We start from the raw sequence: 18,326 nt of genomic DNA on the forward strand, positions 1-18,326 counted from the left end.
AAGGCCCCGCCGTGGCGGGGCCTTTTTTTTTACCGATAAGCCGTCATCGAGCCTAGGGGGGAGCGAGATGGGCGTTTCAAAAGAAAAAATACATGGTTTCACTCTGGTGGAACTTATGATTGTTGTCGCTATCGTCGCGATCTTGGCCGCCATCGCGTTGCAGGGGTACGCAATGTATGTGAGCAGATCGCAAGTTGTGGCAGGGCTCGACGAAATCAGGGGTGGAAAAATGGGCGTCGAGTTGGCGCTCAATGAAGGACACGCTGCAGACGTGGATGCCGCTTATATCGGGTTGCAAGCATCCACACCGCGCTGCTCTACGACAACGGCCTTGCTTTCGGCGACTGGCGAGGGATCGATATCGTGCACTTTGCGCGGCAACGATGGAGTCGCAGGCAGAGACATCAGGTTGCTGCGTAGTGCCTCTGGATATTGGGCTTGTGATGCCGGCGGATTGCCAGCAAGCTATCGGCCCGATGGTTGCAGCTAACGTGGCTCACTCGCGCGTCGAAATGGTTCTGGATAGGTAAATAATGCCTAAAATAATTCTTGAAAAGAGTGGTTCTGGATGGCTTTTTTGGCCGATGGGCGTGATCGTTGCATTGGCAGCCATGCTTGTGTACTGGCCAGGTCTTTCTGGCCCTTTTGTTTTTGATGACTACTCGAATATTGTAACCAATGCCAGAATTCACGCGCAGCGTTTGGATTTGTCGAGTTTGATCGAGGCAGCCAAGGCGTACGAGCCAGGGAAAATAGGCAGGCCGCTAGCTACTGTGAGTTTTGCAATAAATTACTATTTCTCTGGCGATGACCCCTGGGCCTACAAGCTAACCGGAGTGGTCATTCACGGCATTAATGCGCTTTTAGTGTTTGCTTTACTTTTGAGCCTCGTGAAGGCCCGGTCGCTAAGTCGACATAATAGTGTTGTGTTTTGCGCGGTAGTGGCTATTTTTTGGGCAATACATCCGCTGCAGGTGTCGACTGTTCTCTACGTCGTGCAGCGAATGGAAATTCTTTCGCTTACATTCGTGCTTGCCGGATTGATATTGTACGTTGCTGGCCGTCGCCGGCAGATTGAAGGTGGGAGCGGTAGCTGGTTTGTATTGCTTTCGGCCATGGTCGCCGGAGTAGGTTTGGCCTCAAAAGAGACGGCTGCACTTTTTCCCTTGTACGTGCTCGCGCTGGAGTTGACTGTCTTGTGCTTTGATGCACAGGACGCGCGAATAACCCGGTTCTACAAGCTATTCTATCTTCTGGTCGCGACGCTTGGCGCTATCGTGTTTTTTGCGTGGATAATTCCGTCCGCGATCGCGGATGGGGCCTTCAGCAATCGTAGCTTCAGCTTGATCGAGCGTCTGCTGAGTCAGCTTAGAATAATCCCAATGTATCTCGGGCAAATAGTGCTGCCGATTCCTTCGCGGCTGCCCTTTTACTATGATGCATATCCGAAGTCCACGGGTCTATTCTCTCCCGCAACGACTGCGCTGGGTGGTGCCCTGCTTCTCAGCCTTTTGGCCGCCGCTTGGATTGTTCGAAAAAAAATGCCGCTTTTCTCGCTCGGCATTCTTTGGTTCTTTTCTGCGCATTTCTTGACAAGCAATGTACTCAATCTAGAGTTGGCATTTGAACATCGCAACTATTTCGCTATTCTGGGGGTCTTGCTGGCAATCGGTGATCTGGTCAGCAGAATCCGGCTTCGAGATGGTCCCGCACTCAAGTACGTCGCTTTGGGGGCGGTACTAATAACGGTGACGTGCCTTTCTTTGATCCGCTCAGCGACTTGGGGCAACGAGCTCTTGCTGCGTAATGAACTGGTTGACATAAATCCGAACTCCCCTCGTGCTGGGAGCGATCTTGCTGCGCTGCTAGTCGCCATGGCCAATGGTGATCCGACCTCGCCGTTTTACAGCATGGGTAGGCAGCAGTTTGAGCGCGTTGCGAGCTTGCCTGGGTCCTCGCCTCTGGCCGAGCAGGGCTTGATCTTAATGGCGGCTGTGCACGGGCAGCCAGTGGAAGATGCTTGGTGGGAGACTCTGACTCGGAAAGTAAGGAGTCGGCCGCTCTCGCCTGAAGAACTGATGGCGGTAAGTGGATTGCTGAAGCAGCGATATGAGGGCGTGCAGCTCGACGACTCTAAATTGTCCAGTGCATATATGGCATTGTTGGACAGAAAGCCAGAACAAGCGTTTCTATATGCCCAGTTCGGGGACTATGCGTTGAGATATCTGCGAGATGAGAATCTGGCAGACAGGATGTTTGTCGAGGCGTTAAATCATTCGACGAACGACAAGGCTTATGCACATATCGTCCTTTCGGGATTGTTGAAAGATGGGCACGTGCGGCAAGCTGAGAAAGTCTTCTTGCGTGGTAGACAGCTTGGGCTCTTTGAAGCGGGTGAGTTGCCTGTTGGCAAGTCGCCGTCGACAACGGCGCAATAAAATGAAGTAACTTTTCCCAAGTAACTAGGGACGTGCGGCCAAGGCCAAGCGTATGAGTGTCGCGCTTAATCACGCAGTTGAGATGATAAAATGACAGCGGCGAATGATTTTCTCGTTTTTGGGTCTCCCCTAATCCAAGAGGAAGAGATTGAGGAGGTTGTTGCTTGCATGAAGTCGAGCTGGCTTGGAACCGGCCCCCGGGTTGCTCGCTTCGAATCCGAATTCTCGTTCTATAAAGGAGTCGATGCTTCTCATGTGGCGGCGGTTAACTCATGCACTGCGGCACTGCATGTCAGCATGATTGCGGCTGGCTTGGAGCCAGGGGCAGAGGTGATAACTACGCCATTGACTTTTTGCGCCACTGTCAACGCGATAATCCATGCGGGGCTCACTCCGGTGCTTGCGGATGTAGACCTGCGGACGCAGTGCATTTCCCCTGAGGCTATTGAACGTGCGATTACCTCAAGAACGCGCGCTATCCTGATTGTTCATTTTGCCGGCAGGCCTTGCGAGATGGATGAGGTCATGAAAGTCGCTGAAAGGCATGGGTTAATAGTGATAGAGGACTGCGCTCACGCCATCGAAACGGAATTCCATGGCCGGAAAGCCGGTACCTTTGGTGACTTTGGTTGCTTCAGTTTTTACGCGACAAAGAATATTACCACTGGCGAAGGCGGGATGGTTATTGGAAAGAACGAAAGTGCCATTTCTAGGGTGCGCGTTCTAGCGTTGCATGGGATGAGTAAAGATGCTTGGCATCGATTTGGTGATGATGGGTACAAACACTATCAAGTAGTGGAGGCCGGCTTTAAGTACAACATGATGGATTTGCAGGCTGCCATTGGAGTTCATCAGTTGGCAAGGGTGGCGCCCAGCTGGCGACTCCGACAGTTAATTTGGAGCCGATACATGGAGGAGCTTTCGGATCTGCCGATCACTTTGCCGCTTCCACCTGCGCTGAATACGGTGCACGGTTATCATCTCTTTACGGTGATGATCGATCCGAAAAAATGCGGAATATCTCGGGATGCATTCCTGGGGGAAATGAACGCTAGAAGAATTGGCACTGGCGTGCATTATCTTTCGGTTCCTGAGCACCCATATTATCAGGGGCGATTTGGTTGGAAGCCTGAGGCGTGGCCGAACGCCATGGAGATAGGGCGCAATACTGTCAGTCTTCCCCTTTCTCCAAAGCTTACGCATGGGGATGTTGGTCGTGTTATTGACGCAGTGCATTCTATTTTGATGTAGTTCTGAAGATCCTGCGAAGATGGCCTCGGATCAGTCGTTGTTTTATTCCGGGAGATGAGGTTCCAAAGCCGGCTATTGTGGTTGACGCTTTGGTGAGCGAGCCTAGGATCTGTAATGCGAGCGCCGGTGGGCAACTTCCGGTAATGAGTGCCATTAGAAATCGTTCAATTTGGACCCATTGATGATTCTTGGCGGAAGTTGATTCTTTCGGTAAGCTTTTTCCGCGCAAAGCCAAGATTGCTTTGTCCAAAATCGGAACTCCGGCACTTTCAATCAGGCCGATTTGTAGCCATGGCCTGGTGTTTAACTCAATCATATGCGGTTTCCCGCTCCCGTCTGGTAGATGCGCGAGCTCGCAGATACCTACTATTTCCAGTGCTTCCATAAGATTGCTTGCCGGGGAAAGAAGATCTGTCGTTTCTTCGGTGGAGACCCAATAAGCCGTTCCCCCCATTGCGGGATGCTTGGCCTTTTCAACTACTTGGTTGGCGTGGACGTAACCATTGGTATCACGAACTGCGCAGACGCTTCGCTCTTGACTTGACCCTGTGACGAGACGAGGTTGTGCAATCCAACGTTCGCTAACTGACCATGCTCTGGTGAGGCGATTGACTATAGAAGACGCATTTTCCTTGTGGTCTTGCCTTGTAACTACTTTCGTACCGCCTCCGCCAAGCGGAGACAAGTCCATGTGTATAGGCTTTAAGGCCGGCTTGAAGATGGCGTCCGGCCCGAGTTTTTCTAGGGCAAGGATCGCCTGCTCGGGGCCATCCAGCACGATTGAAGTGGCGAGATAGTCGCTTGCGCAATGCTTCAGTGAAAATTCGACTAGTTCTGCTTTGTCGAGTCCTCCCATTTTTAGGGCTCGAGCTCGCGAAAACTCGCCATATCTCAGGACATCATCTCGGCATTCGTTTAGCAGGCGAAGTCCGCCATCTTCCGTAGGAAAGATGGGTAGCTTTTCTCCCGCCAGAGCGGTTGCGTGCATTAGCGCCTTAAGGAAACCGTCTTGGAGTGCGTTCCAGTCTTCTAACAGAGGCGAGAGGTCCATGAAGTCGATACAGCCAGGCGCATTTTTTAATAGGCTGTGAGGCACTAGAGAGAAAACCGCATAGTTTCTCCCTGCGATATGGGCTGCTTCAGCCAAGGCTAGCCCAACAATCTCTGATCCTCCACTTATAATCAGAAGTTCGGGCACGGGGAGATCACGATTTTTCATAGATGAAAAGATAATTGTAGTAACTAAGCCGAGATGGCATGCGCTTCTTTGCCATGCGCTTCAATTCCCACTCTGCGATCGCCGCAAGCCAATGTGTTGGGATGAGCCCATATCGAATTAGATAGACTACCGGCCATCGGCTATTGCGGATCGGTAGCTTTAGCACTCTTCGCAGCCCGTTACGAGCAAAGGTCTCGTCGAACCATGGCTCTTGGAGGTAGCGCCCATCACCAACCTTAAGGTTGTCAATGACCGCCAACTGTCCTCCAGGCTTGACCAATCTGGGGGCGCTGCGGCAGATATCAGCCTTGCCTAAAAGGAGCGTCATGCGCGCGACTCCAAAAAGGCAGACCAAATCGAATGATTCGTCACGGAACGGAAGCTGAGGAAGCGAGGCATTGAGGATCCCTGCATATCTTGATTTCTCAGGCATCGCACGGAGTATGCGTAAAGATGGATCTAGGCCAACTACGCTGTAGCCGATTCTTCCCAGGGCTTCACCCATCCGGCCTAGTCCGCACCCTACGTCCAACGCGTAGCCAGTTCCAGGCTTCAAATACTTCTCAAGTGCCCGCTGCTGTAATAGTTGAATGTAGTCACTTTTTCTTCCGAGTCGATCATGGGGGTCTGCTAAGTTGTTCCCATGGTCGTCAAACGCTGGGACGTTTGCACGGTCGGCACTCATGAGCGCACCCGATACGGCGCGAAGATCAATCCGAGTGAAATGTCTGCTATCAATAGTGATATCCGCCCTAGGACAGCTAGGCCAGCGACCGCATCGGAAGGGAAGTGACTGGCCATCAGCACGAACATCAGTTCTCGAACGCCAATTCCAGAGGGAGTTATCAGGCTGATGTACCCGACGAACCATGCGGCAGTATATATGCCGCACAACCATATTCCATCGACGGCGGTTAGACCGGGCCAAGCGACACCATAGGCAGACCACGCCAACAAATAGACTAGCCAGCTTGCAGTGAGCCAGGCCCAAACCTCCCCTTTTAGCCGCGCAGAGGCTGTAGCGAACGGCCTTAGTGCATCGCATAGGCGGGCTACGGCTCGGCTCGGTATTCGTCTTGCTAGATCAAGTGCCGCATTAATGGGGCGGGGATGCCAGCAGTACGCATATATAACCGACCCTGTGCCGAGCAACGCGAGTCCAAGCCACCAATGGAGCATCGTGCCGACTACCGTAATAGAGATCCATATAGCGAAAGCTGTAGTTAATGCCATGTAGGTCGCGTTGACACTGATCCACTCCGCAAGAGTGGCTGATGTTCCTGTGCCCGATTGATAGGCGATACCCCAGACGCGTCCGGGGAGGTGCTTCATCAGTTGGCCGGTAAAGTAGAGATGTGCCAACGTCGTACGCTTATAGAGATTTTGTCGCATCTCCCTGAACAGAGTGTGGAATCCCTCGAATGCCAAATAGCTGGATATTGGCACTCCTATCAATGCTAGGGACAGCCAGCCGATTCGCAGGCGCGGAATGCTCTTGCTCAGCGATGGAAGTGAATCCCATAGCAGCCAGCCAGCCCACATCATTGAGGCAAGTGCGAGCGGAGCAAATAGCCATCGCCAGCGGCTGCGTCGATCAGTCATTAGTCACCAGCGAACTGTACACTTTCGCGGCAATGTCGGAGATGTCGAATTGGGCCGCGAGTTCCCGAATTCCAGACGAAAGATCATAAGGGGATGAAAGCAATGCAGCTTCCATGGCCTTATGGAAAGACTTTGCGCTCAGATCCTTGGCAACCACCCCGCCAGTTTTGCCCTGCAAAAGAGCAGGGAGATCGCCTACGGGTGTGGCTATTACTGGACATTTTAGTTTCATTGCATCGGAAAAGACCACTGGAATGCTCTCTATTCTTGATGGGATGAGTAGCCAGTCAGCATCGATTATTGCCTCCTCTGCTGACTCGCGATCAAGGAAGCCGCTCAGAAGCACGGGCCGGCCTGCTTCGCTCAGCCTCCTTATGTTGGATTCGACTTCCCTTTGCAGGGGGCCTCCACCGCAAATCCGAATTTTTTTGATTCTCTTCCATTGATTCTCGGTCAATAGGTCAATGGCTTCAAAAAGAAGGTCGATTCCCTTGTTGGGATGCCAGCGGCCTAGGAAAAGCAGGCTGTATGGCGGGCATTCGCTAAGTGGCTGGTTACGGCTACGAGAGGTGCGCCGTGTGCTGGGCAATAGGTGAACTTCTCGCCCAGCTATGGCTTCGGTATCGTGAGCCAGTTTCAATCCGTCAGACCAACAGTGTTTGGCGTTTCTGAGTACTTTGCGCAGGAAAGATCTAACTATTGGTATACGTCCCAGGCTCCATATGTCACTTCCCAGCGTCCATACAGAGTAGTTGACTCCGTATTTTTGCGCGCAGGATCTGGCCCATTCTCCACAAGGCAGCGCCCAAAGCGCTAGAATATGTTGCACACATCCCTCATCCAATGCCGCCTCGGTCGCCAAATATCCAGCACGCATCACATTTGCAATCCTCCATGCGTCAGCGGGATTCAATGGGTTGAGGGTTGATAGAGGACGCTCGGGGGTGGGGTAACGAAAGATTTCGATACTTTCGCACCATAGTTCTTTGGTTTTTTTGGGGCCTGGTGCTACGACGCGCACGTTCACTAACTTGCCTAGTTCAATGGCGAAGTCAGCAACAAATGCGCCGGCTGCTTCGCTTCCGTCACCCGAAGTCGGAAAGGATGAGGTGATGATCACGACGGTGCAGGGTTTTGTCATGGTCGGTAGGCCTTAAGACCATCCTTCGGAGCTGGCGGTGCGCAAATGTCCATCTGGCGGGTTGGCGCATCTGCAGCAGCAATGTTCACCCTTCTCGGTCGGTACAACATGTCTAGCGCCAGGGCGTGTGCATGCTGCCAATCTATATTCCTAGGCTCGAATTGCCGAGCAGTCGTTGCCGATGAAAAGGGATCTATGAAAGGCGTTTCAACCATAGGCAAAAAGCACTGCGAGTGCATGCTCAGGCGTCGCGTCTATACGTCAGATTGGTAATCTGCTCGGAAATTAGGCCGATCAGAAAAATGATCACCGCCGCACTGAACAACAGGGTGCTCATATTGGTGAATCGGTGCATCGTCGCGAAGGTGTAGCCATAGTAGGTGAGTCCAAGGGCGAAGAACGCCATCGAGACCGGGACGAACAGCTTCAGCGGCGAATACAGCGTGGCGATCTTGAAGATGATCAGCAGGAAGCGGATGCCGTCCTTCATGGGGCGGATATGACTGCCGTTACCGACGCGCTTCGCGACGGGGATCGGCACGTAGGCGACCGGATAGGCGCTTCGAAAGAACGCCATCGTGCTGGTGGTGGGGTAACTGAACCCATTCGGGAGCAGGTGCAGGAATTCGCGAAACCTGTCAGCGCGGACGGCGCGAAAGCCTGAGGTGAGGTCCTTCACTTCGAAGCCGGTCATGCGGCTCGCCAGCCAGTTGTAGAAGCGGTTGGCGAGGCCGCGATGCACGCTGGCCTGGCCGCTGCTGTCGCGTGCGCCGACGACCATGTCGTAGCCCTGGCCAAGCACAGCGAGCAGTTTCTGGATATCGCCGGGATCGTGTTGGCCGTCAGCATCCATGAACACGAGGATGTTGCCGGTAGCGGCCCGTGCGCCGCGTTTGATCGCAGCGCCGTTACCCATCGAGTAGGGGCTGCCGATGACCCGGGCGCCCTGGTCGCGCGCCACCTGCGCGGTCGCATCGGTAGAGCCGTCGTCGACCACGATGATCTCGGCATCCGGCATTTCCTCACGCAGCCGGGGCAGCGTACGCGACAGGCCGGCCACCTCGTTCTTGGCCGGCAGGATGATGCTGATCTTGTCCAAAGGTCGACCCCTAGTTCCCCGTTCGCTATGTTAATCGCAGTCGCGGCCGGATTCATGGCGTGTGGCGGCAACGCCGGCTGTGTAGCTGCGCCAGAGGCGGTTGCGTTGGAATTGAAGTATCTTTGGTCGGTAAGAATGGGGGCTTTTCACATGAACGCAGCTGTCTCGGCCAACCTGGTCGGCATCACCGGCATCGCGCGCCGCCTGGTTCAGGACGGCGCGCTGGAGGAAGCGGTCGCGCGCACCGCCATGGCGCATGCCGCCGAGGCCAAGATCCCGCTGCCGCAATGGTTTTCGGACAAGAAGCTGGTCACCGCGGCGCAGCTGGCCGCCGCCAATGCCGTCGAGTTCGGGATGCCGCTGCTGGACGTGTCGGTGTTCGATGCCAGCCAGAACGCGATGAAGCTGGTCAGCGAGGAGTTGCTGCAAAAGCACCAGGTGCTGCCGCTGTTCAAGCGCGGCAACCGGCTGTTCGTCGGGGTCAGCAATCCGACCCAGACCCGGGCGCTGGACGACATCAAGTTCCATACCAATCTGACGGTGGAGCCGATCCTGGTCGACGAGGACCAGATCCGGCGCACGCTGGAGCAGTGGCAGGCGAGCAACGATGCGATCGGCAACAGCCTGGGCGGCGACGACGAGGGTATGGATAACCTCGAAGTCGGTGCTGGCGACGAAGACATGGGCAGCGGCGGCGATACCGGCGTCGATGCCAAGGGCGACGATACGCCCGTGGTCAAGTTCGTGAACAAGATGCTGGTCGATGCGATCCGCCGCGGCGCCTCGGATATCCATTTCGAGCCATACGAGGACGATTACCGGGTGCGCCTGCGCATCGATGGCCTGCTCAAGAGCGTGGCCAAGGCGCCGGTCAAGCTCAACCAGCGCATCGCGGCGCGGTTGAAGGTGATGTCGCAGTTGGACATCGCCGAGAAGCGCGTGCCGCAGGACGGGCGCATCAAGCTCAATCTGTCCAAGAGCAAGCAGATCGACTTCCGCGTCAGTACGCTGCCGACCCTGTTCGGCGAGAAGATCGTGCTGCGTATCCTCGACGGCAGCGCGGCCAAGCTGGGCATCGACAAGCTCGGCTATGAGCCGGAGCAGCAGAAGCTGTTCCTGGACGCGATCCACAAGCCCTACGGCATGGTGCTGGTGACCGGTCCGACCGGTTCGGGCAAGACGGTATCGCTGTACACCGCGCTGGGCATCCTCAACGACGATACCCGCAACATCTCCACCGCCGAAGATCCGGTCGAAATCCGCCTGCCCGGGGTCAACCAGGTGCAGCAGAACAACAAGCGCGGCATGACCTTCGCCGTGGCGCTGCGCTCGTTCCTGCGCCAGGATCCGGACATCATCATGGTCGGCGAAATCCGCGACCTGGAAACCGCCGAGATCGCGATCAAGGCGGCGCAGACCGGCCACATGGTGCTGTCCACGCTGCACACCAACGACGCGCCGCAGACCATCGCGCGCCTGATGAACATGGGCATCGCGCCGTACAACATCACCAGCTCGGTGACGCTGGTGATCGCGCAGCGCCTGGCGCGGCGGCTGTGCAACAACTGCAAGCGGCTGGCCCCGGCCATGCCGGAGAACGCGCTGTTGAAGGAAGGCTTCACCGAGGCCGAAATCGCCGCCGGCATCCAATTGTATGAGGCGGTGGGCTGCGACGAGTGCACCGAGGGCTACAAGGGCCGCACCGGCATCTACCAGGTAATGCCGATGAACGACGAGATCGCGGCGATCGTGCTGCAGGGCGGCAACGCGATGGACATCGCCGACGCGGCGCAGAAGATCGGGGTCAAGGACCTGCGCCAGTCGGCGCTGATCAAGGCGCGCGCCGGCATCACCAGCCTGGCCGAGATCAATCGCGTTACCAAGGACTGAAAGGCCGGGAATAGGGAATCGGGACTAGGGAATGGGAGAAGCGCAGGCAGGCTTTTCCGATTCTCCATTCCCCATTCTCTATTCCCGGCTTCCCTACTCCATCCCCAACTTCTTGAGCTTGTAGCGCAGCGCACGAAACGTGATGCCGAGCTGCGCCGCGGTGCGGGTCTTGTTCCAGCGGTTCTCTTCCAGCGCCTTCTGGATCGCGGCGCGCTCGAGTTGCTCGATGTAGGAGGGCAGGGCGGAGGAGGTCGGGTCGATGTCGACCACGCCGGGCGGCAGCGCGGGGGCGGCTTCGGCGGCGGCGCGGGCGCTGTTGCCGGGCTGCGGCAGGTGCAGATCGGCGGCGCTGATCTGGTCGTCTTCGGCCATCGCCAGGGCGCGCTCGAGGATGTTCTCCAGTTCGCGCACGTTGCCGGGGAAGGCGTAGCGGTTCAGCGCGTCCAGCGCCGACGGCGACAGCAGCGGGGTGACCCGGCCGTGGCTCTTGGCCAGCCGCGCCAGGATCGCCGCGGCCAGTTGCGGCAGGTCGCCGCCGCGGTCGCGCAGCGGCGGCACGCGCAGTTCGATCACGTTGATGCGGTAGTACAGGTCGTGGCGGAAGCGGCCGTCGGCGACCAGGTCGGCCAGGTCCTTGTGCGTGGCCGAGAGGATGCGCACGTCGGTCGGCACTTCGATCGAGGCACCGACCGGGCGCACCGACTTCTCCTGGATCGCGCGCAGCAGCTTGACCTGCATCGGCAGCGGCAGCTCGGCGACTTCGTCCAGGAACAGGGTGCCGCCGTGCGCGGCCTGGAACAGACCGGCCTGGTCGGCATGGGCGCCGGTGAAGCTGCCTTTCTTGTGGCCGAAGAACTCGCTTTCCATCAGTTCGGCCGGGATCGCGCCGCAGTTGACCGGCACGAACGGCCCGGCCGCGCGCGCGCCCTGTTCGTGGATGGTACGTGCGACCAGTTCCTTGCCGACCCCGGACTCGCCGAGGATGTAGACCGGCGCCTGGCTGCGCGCGACCTTGGCGATGGTGGCGCGCAGCACGTCCATCGCCGCCGAGGCGCCGAGCAGGCGGCTGGCCTGTTCCGGCGGCGGCGCCGGCGGCGCGGCGCGTTCGCTGTTGTTGAGTTCCAGCGCGTGCCTGACCAGGCCGCGCAGCACGTGGATGTCCACCGGCTTGCTGACGAAGTCGAAGGCGCCGGCCTTCAGCGCTTCCACCGCCAGGTCCATGCTGCCGAAGGCGGTGATCATCGCCACCGGCGTGCGCGGGTAGTGGCGGGCGATCTCGCTGACTAGCTCGATGCCGTTGCCGTCGGGCAGGCGCATGTCGGTGATGCACAGGTCGTAGGGATTGCTGGCCAGCAGTTCGCGGGCTTCGGCGAGGTTGGCGGCGGTGCTGATGCGCAGCCCCATCCTGCCCAGGGTCAGCACCAGCAGCTCGCGGATGTCGCGTTCGTCGTCGACGACCAGGGCGCTTCGGGTTTCGTTCATGTGCGGAAAAGATAGCCCAGGTGCGGGGGTAGCGCCAAATTATCGACGCGGCAGGGTCTCGGCGACGTGCGTCTCAACCGGAGAGCATGGTGTGCGGACCAGGCAGGACTACGCGGAAGCAGGCGCCGCCGGCCGGCACCGGGACGTATTCCAGGCGCGCCTGGTTGGCCCGGCACAGTTCGCGGGCGATATACAGGCCCAGCCCGGTGCCGTGCTCGGAGGTGGTGAAGAACGGGCGGAACAGCTGCGCGGCGACCGTCTCGGGAATGCCGGGGCCGCGGTCCATGACATCGACGATGGCGTTGCGTTCCTGCATCGCCACGCGCAGCCGCACCCGCGCCGGTTCCTCCATCACCCGGCCGTACTTGAGCGCGTTGTGCACCAGCGCGCTGAGGATCTGGTGCAGGTGCTTGGGATCGACCAGCGCGTGCACCGGCTGCGGGGCGAGGATCGCTTCCAGGCTGTCGGTCTCGATCGACAGGGTCTGCCGGTATTCGAGGACGAAGCGGCGCACGAACACGCCCAGATCCAGGTTCTCCGGATTGGAGCGCTCGCGCCGGGCCAGCCCCAGCACGCTCTCGACGATGCCGTTGGTGCGCTGGCACTGCATGTGGATGATCTGCAGCAGGCGGCGGTCGGCATCGCCGATCGCCGGCGACTCCTCGAGCAGCTGCGAGGCGTAGCTGATCGCGGCCAGCGGGTTGCGGATCTCGTGCGCCAGGCTGGCCGAGAAGCGGCCCAGCGCCGACAGGGTCAGCGATTCGGCGCGCCGCGACACCACCGTCGCATCGTCCAGGAACACCAGGGTCAGGTCGCCTTCCATCAGCAGCCGGGCGAAGCGCGGCTGCACCTCGGGCTGGTCCGGCGACAGCTGCAGCGGGGTCTCTTCCTGGTTCCAGCCGTTGCGCCAGCGTTGCAGCCGCCTGCCCAGCTCCGGCGCGGCGCTGAGCAGGTCCAGGCGGCCGCTGGCGCTGTTGCCGTCGGCATCGCCGAGCAGGGCCGAGGCGGCCTCGTTGGCCAGGGTGACGCGGTTCTGCGCGTCCACCACCAGCACCCCGGTGCGCATGCGGCGGATGATCAACTCGTTGATTTCGTAGAGATTTGCCACTTCGGCGCCGCGCCGGTCGGCCAGCGTCTGGCTGCTGCGCGCGCGCTGCCCGATCTGGTAGCAGATGTAGGACACCGCCAGGTAGCTGGTGGCGAACATGGCCAGTTCGGCCAGGCTGCGGGTGCTCTCGCCGCCGTCCAGCGAGGTCCACAGGTACTCCAGCAGGGTCGCCGCGGCCGCGGTCAGGGCGACGCCGAAGCCGTAGCGCAACGGCAGCAGCATCGCCGCGGCGGCGACATTGAACAGCAGCATCATCGCGATGCCGGCGCTGGCCGCCGGCAGCGCGTGCGCGGCCAGGGTGGCCGCGGCGATGTCCGCGGTCGCGCTGCAGAACACGATCGGGATCAGGTGGCGTTCGTTGCGGCCCCACAGCAGGAGCAGCAGCGCCACCAGCAGGTAGGCGCCGGCCAGCCCGACCGCCAATTGCGGGAAGCGCGGCGCGCCGACCAGCACGCTCAACGGGCTGAACACCAGCGCGGCGATCAGTCCGGCCACCAGCACCCGGTACAGCGCGAAGAAATACAGCTCGCGGCGCGGGATGGATTCGATGCGGTCGATGAGCGAGGCGCTTGTGGGCAAGCCGGACTCCAGCCAGGCGACGGACGGCGCGAGTATAGGCGTCGCGCCGGGGAATGCGATGGCAGGGGCGCGCCGGTGGCGGCCGGCGCATGGCCGGGGACGGGCTGCTAACTACCGCCCGAGCCGTGTTGCGACCTCGCCGGGCCAGGTCCGCAGGGCCGTCCGCGGCGGCGCCCGGACCGGCGCTTTTGCGCCGCCGCCCAGGGTCAGCCACAATATGCGGCCCGTCCGTACCATTCCGGCTGCCCTTCCAGGCCCGGATCGCTGCGGGACGGTCGTTCCTCTTCCCACGGTGACGCATGAATTTCCACGAATACCAGGCGAAACAACTGTTTGCCGACTACGGCATCCCGGTCCCGGCCGGACGCGTCGCGTCCACGCCCGAAGAAGCCGTCGAAGCGGCCAATGCCTTGGGCAATGGCCCCTGGATGGTCAAGGCCCAGATCCACGCGGGCGGCCGCGGCAAGGCCGGCGGCGTGAAGTTCTGCAAGACCACCGACGACGTCAAGGCCGCTGCGGCCAAGATGCTCGGCACCTCGATGGAAACCTACCAGTCCGCTGGCGTGGCCCTGCCGATCAGCCTGGTGCTGGTCACCGAGGCCGGCGAGATCGCCAAGGAACTGTACCTGTCGGTGCTGGTGGACCGCGGCACCCAGTCGATCACCTACATCGCCTCGTCGGAAGGCGGCGTGGACATCGAGCAGGTCGCAGCCGAGACCCCCGAGAAGATCCAGACCCTCAACGTGAACTTCGTCGAAGGCCTGCAGCCCTACCAGGCGCGCGAGATCGGCTTCAAGCTCGGCCTCAACGCCAAGCAGGCCAACCAGCTGGCCAAGATCATGGGTGGCCTGTACACCCTGTTCAACGAAAAGGACCTGGCGCTGGTCGAACTGAACCCGCTGGCGATCCTGGACAGCGGCGACCTGTACGCGCTCGACGGCAAGGTCAACTCCGACGACAACGCCACCTTCCGCCACAAGGATCTGGCCGCCATGCGCGACAAGACCCAGGAAGACGAGGCCGAAGTGCGCGCCAGCGAGTACGACCTGAACTACGTGACCATGGACGGCAACATCGGCTGCATGGTCAACGGCGCCGGTCTGGCCATGGCCACCATGGACGTGATCGCGCTCAATGGCGGTTCGCCGGCCAACTTCCTGGATGTCGGCGGCGGCGCCACCAAGGAGCGAGTGACCGAGGCGTTCAAGCTGATCCTGTCCTCGGACAAGGTCAAGGCGATCTTCGTCAACATCTTCGGCGGCATCGTGCGCTGCGACATGATCGCCGAGGGCATCATCGCCGCGGTCAAGGAAGTGGACGTCAAGGTGCCGGTGGTGGTGCGTCTGGAAGGCACCAACGTCGAGGCAGGCAAGAAGCTGCTGGCCGAATCCGGCCTGGCCATCACCCCGGCCGACGACATCAACGATGGCGCCAAGAAGGTCGTCGCAGCTGTCGCTGCCTGAACCCACGAGACTAGGAAGAATTCATGTCTGTTTTGATCAACAAGAATACTAAGGTCATCGTGCAGGGCTTCACCGGCCAGCAGGGGACTTTCCACGCGACCCAGATGGTCGAGTACGGCACCCAGGTGGTCGGCGGCGTGACCCCGGGCAAGGGCGGCACCACCCACATCAACCTGCCGGTGTTCAACACCGTGCGCGAAGCGGTCGACGCCACCGGCGCCGACGCGTCGGTGATCTACGTGCCGCCGCCGTTCGCGGCCGACGCGATCCTGGAAGCGGCCTCGGCCGGCATCAAGGTCATCGTCTGCATCACCGAAGGCATCCCGGTGCTGGACATGCTGCGGGTCAAGAACGTGCTGAAGTCGCACCCGGACGTGACCCTGATCGGGCCGAACTGCCCCGGCGTGATCACCCCGGGCGAGTGCAAGATCGGCATCATGCCGGGCCACATCCACATGCCGGGCAAGATCGGCATCGTGTCGCGCTCGGGCACGCTGACCTATGAAGCCGTGAAGCAGACCACCGCTGCCGGCCTGGGCCAGTCCACCGTCATCGGCATCGGCGGCGATCCGATCAACGGCCTGAACTTCGTCGACTGCCTCAAGCTGTTCAACGAAGACCCGCAGACCCAGGGCATCATCATGGTCGGCGAGATCGGCGGCGACGCCGAGGAAGCCGGTGCCGAGTACATCAAGGCCCACGTCAAGAAGCCGGTGGTCGGTTTCATCGCCGGCGCCTCGGCCCCTCCGGGCAAGCGCATGGGCCACGCCGGTGCGATCGCCTCGGGCGGTTCGGGCACCGCTGCCGGCAAGTTCGCGGCGATGGAAGCCGCTGGCGTCAAGACCGTCCGCTCGCCGGGCGACCTGGGCGCGGCGATCGCTTCGCTGGTGAAGTAATTCGAAGTCTGGATGTAGCAGTCAGAAGGCCCGCCCTCGTGCGGGCCTTCTTATGTCCGGAGTCAAAAGGGGGCGGGCAGGGGTGAGGTTCCGTAACGAGATCGAAGGTCTACGCGGCATCGCGGTGCTGATGGTGGTGCTGGCCCACGCCAAGCTTCTCTTTCTGCCTGGCGGCTACGTGGGCGTGGATGTCTTCTTCGTCATCTCCGGCTTTCTCATCACCGGCTTGTTGCAGCAGGAATCGCAGGCGACCGGCAGCATTGATGTCCGGCAGTTCTATGCACGCCGCATCAGACGGTTGCTTCCGGCATTCGGCGTCATGCTTCTGGCGAGTGCGGCGCTTGCGCTCTGGTTGCTGCCTAGGAGCAGTTGGGGTGCGCAAGCCGAAGCCGCGCGCTGGGCCGCACTGTGGGCGTCGAACATATTTTTCGCGGGTGCCGATTCCGGCTATTTCGATCAAGGGACCGAAGCCAATCTCTATCTGCATACCTGGTCGCTGAGCGCCGAGGAGCAGTTCTACCTGATCTGGCCCGCGCTCATCGGCCTTGCCTGGAAGCTCGGACGCTGGCGTGGCGCGACGACGCTGGTCTGGACGCTGGTGGTGCTGGGTTTCGTGTTGACGGTAGCGGCTACCGCGCTGGCGCCGTTGCATGCCTATTACCAGATGCCGTGTCGCCTTTGGCAATTGGCGTTGGGTGCGGGAGTCCAGCTTTCTGTCGGCCAGGCGCGTCTTTCGCTGCGGCGGATCCATGCCGCTCGTGCCGTCGGCTGCATGCTGCTGGTCGTTGCCGCACTCTGGCTGGCACCGGATCGGATCTCGTATCCGGGGGCGTGGGCGCTGTTGCCCACGGTGGCCGCTGCGTTGCTGTTGCTGAACGGCCCGGAAGGCTGGCGGGACGCTTGGCTGGACGTGAAACCGCTGCGATTCCTCGGTCGTTTGTCGTACAGCTGGTATCTCTGGCACTGGCCTGTTCTGGTCCTGGGATTTTCGTTGGTCGGCCGCACTCCATCGGTCGGGCTCGCAGCCGCGGCGCTGTCGCTGGTTCCCGCCTGGCTTAGTTGGAGATTCGTCGAACAGCGCGTTCGCATGATGGAACGAGGCCAGGGAACCACTTGGGTGCTGGCGGGCTTGCTGGTATCGGCACTGTTGGCCTATGCGACGATGGTGTGGGAGCAGGCGGCGTTCGTGCCTGAGCAACCGGATACGCGGAACCAGGCCTTGCTGACGACCCTCACCACACCGGCGCTGTACCGACAGCCCGGCTGTGACGAATGGTTCCATGCCGACCGCCTCGTCCCTTGCTCCCTGGTTCGTGCCACGTCCGAAGACGCTCCGGTCGTGGTGCTGGCGGGCGACAGCGTAGCGGCGCAATGGTCGACCGCGTTGGAGAGCATCGCCCGTGCGCGCGGCTGGAACCTCGTAGTTCTGACCAAGTCGTCGTGTCCGATGATCGATCACCCATTTGTCTATCCTCGGATCAACCGACGCTACATCGAGTGCGAGCGTTGGCGGGATCGCGTGGTGGCGTATCTGCACGAGCGGCAGCCGACATTGCTGGTGCTGGGCTCTTCGGCTGCCTATGCGATCGATCCGGCGGATTGGGAGCGCGGGACGCGCCGGTTCCTGACGCGGATCGAGGGCGCTTCGGAGCGCACCATCCTGCTCGCGCCGACGCCGCTTTTGCCGTTCGACGGCCCGCAGTGCGCATTGGCGCATCGCGGAGAGCACGGGAACTTGGCGCAGGAATGCAGCGTGCCGTTGCGGCAGGCTCGGCCGAGCGCGCTCATCGCGCGGCTGCAGGCCGCTGTCGCAGGCCATCCAGCGGTGCGACTGGTCGATCTGGGAGACGCGGTCTGCCCAGTGCAGACCTGCTCGGCCGAGCGCAACGGCTTGCTGTTGTATCGGGATGGCCAACATCTCAACGCGAACTATGTTCTGCAACTGGCGCCAGTACTGGAGGCTGCACTGGATCCGCCCTCTGTCCATTGAAGGTGGCCGGCGTGATACACGGCCTGGCGTCGGACCGACGCACCATGGCGTGCGATGGGCTCCATGAGCTGCCCTAGCCTGCGATCCTGGCCGTGGACGAAGCAACCGCACCGTCACTTCTGTTTCGAACCCCGGCCGGTAAGCAGCGGTCGGATCGTGGCCGCCGGC

Annotated in this window: 13 protein-coding genes; 7 read left to right on the forward strand and 6 right to left on the reverse strand. The window is 60.3% G+C overall.

All coding sequences use genetic code 11. From position 1 onward, the window contains the following. Nucleotides 1–67 precede the first annotated feature (67 nt). The 3 genes from HEP75_RS22395 (at nucleotide 68) to HEP75_RS05405 (ending at nucleotide 3,689) form a co-directional block, all read left to right on the forward strand. On the forward strand, nucleotides 68–490 hold the full coding sequence (locus HEP75_RS22395; protein ID WP_185825704.1) for a pilin: 423 nt from the start codon (nucleotides 68–70) through the stop codon (nucleotides 488–490). 43 nt (nucleotides 491–533) lie between these two features. Further along, the gene (locus HEP75_RS05400) at nucleotides 534–2,438 is read left to right on the forward strand and encodes a hypothetical protein (protein ID WP_185825705.1); all 1,905 of its coding nucleotides are present in this window, start codon (nucleotides 534–536) and stop codon (nucleotides 2,436–2,438) included. Nucleotides 2,439–2,528: 90 nt separating this feature from the next. Further along, entirely contained in the window at nucleotides 2,529–3,689 is a 1,161-nt protein-coding gene (locus HEP75_RS05405) for a DegT/DnrJ/EryC1/StrS family aminotransferase (protein ID WP_185825706.1), read from the forward strand. On the opposite strand, the gene HEP75_RS05410 is transcribed toward HEP75_RS05405, so the two are convergent. The 4 genes from HEP75_RS05410 to HEP75_RS05425 all read right to left on the reverse strand — a co-directional run bounded on the left by HEP75_RS05410 (nucleotide 3,676) and on the right by HEP75_RS05425 (nucleotide 8,750). Further along, nucleotides 3,676–4,887 (reverse strand): hypothetical protein, encoded by a 1,212-nt coding sequence (locus HEP75_RS05410; RefSeq protein ID WP_221899305.1) that lies wholly within the window; start codon nucleotides 4,885–4,887, stop codon nucleotides 3,676–3,678. The genes HEP75_RS05405 and HEP75_RS05410 overlap by 14 nt on opposite strands. 7 nt (nucleotides 4,888–4,894) lie before the next feature. Beyond that, on the reverse strand, nucleotides 4,895–5,593 hold the full coding sequence (locus HEP75_RS05415) for a class I SAM-dependent methyltransferase (RefSeq protein WP_185825708.1): 699 nt from the start codon (nucleotides 5,591–5,593) through the stop codon (nucleotides 4,895–4,897). A gap of 909 nt (nucleotides 5,594–6,502) precedes the next feature. After that, nucleotides 6,503–7,651, reverse strand: a complete 1,149-nt coding sequence (locus HEP75_RS05420; RefSeq protein WP_185825709.1) for a glycosyltransferase — start codon at nucleotides 7,649–7,651, stop codon at nucleotides 6,503–6,505. A gap of 241 nt (nucleotides 7,652–7,892) precedes the next feature. After that, entirely contained in the window at nucleotides 7,893–8,750 is an 858-nt protein-coding gene (locus HEP75_RS05425; RefSeq protein ID WP_185825710.1) for a glycosyltransferase family 2 protein, read from the reverse strand. Between the two features lie 150 nt (nucleotides 8,751–8,900). Here HEP75_RS05425 and pilB point away from each other — a divergent pair, with 150 nt between their 5' ends. Then, nucleotides 8,901–10,640, forward strand: coding sequence for a type IV-A pilus assembly ATPase PilB (gene pilB / locus HEP75_RS05430; protein WP_185825711.1), 1,740 nt, complete (start codon nucleotides 8,901–8,903; stop codon nucleotides 10,638–10,640). A 93-nt stretch (nucleotides 10,641–10,733) separates the two neighbouring features. Here pilB and HEP75_RS05435 read toward each other — a convergent pair whose 3' ends face one another. Beyond that, nucleotides 10,734–12,122 (reverse strand): sigma-54 dependent transcriptional regulator, encoded by a 1,389-nt coding sequence (locus HEP75_RS05435; protein ID WP_185822434.1) that lies wholly within the window; start codon nucleotides 12,120–12,122, stop codon nucleotides 10,734–10,736. Between the two features lie 73 nt (nucleotides 12,123–12,195). Next, nucleotides 12,196–13,809 (reverse strand): HAMP domain-containing sensor histidine kinase, encoded by a 1,614-nt coding sequence (locus HEP75_RS05440; RefSeq protein ID WP_185825712.1) that lies wholly within the window; start codon nucleotides 13,807–13,809, stop codon nucleotides 12,196–12,198. Nucleotides 13,810–14,108: 299 nt separating this feature from the next. Between HEP75_RS05440 and sucC the strand changes: the two genes are divergently transcribed. From sucC to HEP75_RS05455, 3 genes are all read left to right on the forward strand, one after another. After that, the gene (sucC, locus tag HEP75_RS05445) at nucleotides 14,109–15,272 is read left to right on the forward strand and encodes an ADP-forming succinate--CoA ligase subunit beta (RefSeq protein WP_179566646.1); all 1,164 of its coding nucleotides are present in this window, start codon (nucleotides 14,109–14,111) and stop codon (nucleotides 15,270–15,272) included. Nucleotides 15,273–15,295: 23 nt separating this feature from the next. Further along, nucleotides 15,296–16,168 (forward strand): succinate--CoA ligase subunit alpha, encoded by an 873-nt coding sequence (gene sucD, locus HEP75_RS05450; RefSeq protein WP_179566644.1) that lies wholly within the window; start codon nucleotides 15,296–15,298, stop codon nucleotides 16,166–16,168. Nucleotides 16,169–16,250: 82 nt separating this feature from the next. Then, nucleotides 16,251–18,158 carry an acyltransferase family protein gene (locus HEP75_RS05455; protein WP_185825713.1) on the forward strand — a complete coding sequence of 636 codons (1,908 nt, stop codon included), beginning with the start codon at nucleotides 16,251–16,253 and terminating at the stop codon, nucleotides 18,156–18,158. Nucleotides 18,159–18,326 lie beyond the last annotated feature (168 nt).

The organism is Xanthomonas sp. SI, from assembly GCF_014236855.1.
Classification (GTDB): Bacteria; Pseudomonadota; Gammaproteobacteria; order Xanthomonadales; family Xanthomonadaceae; genus Xanthomonas_A.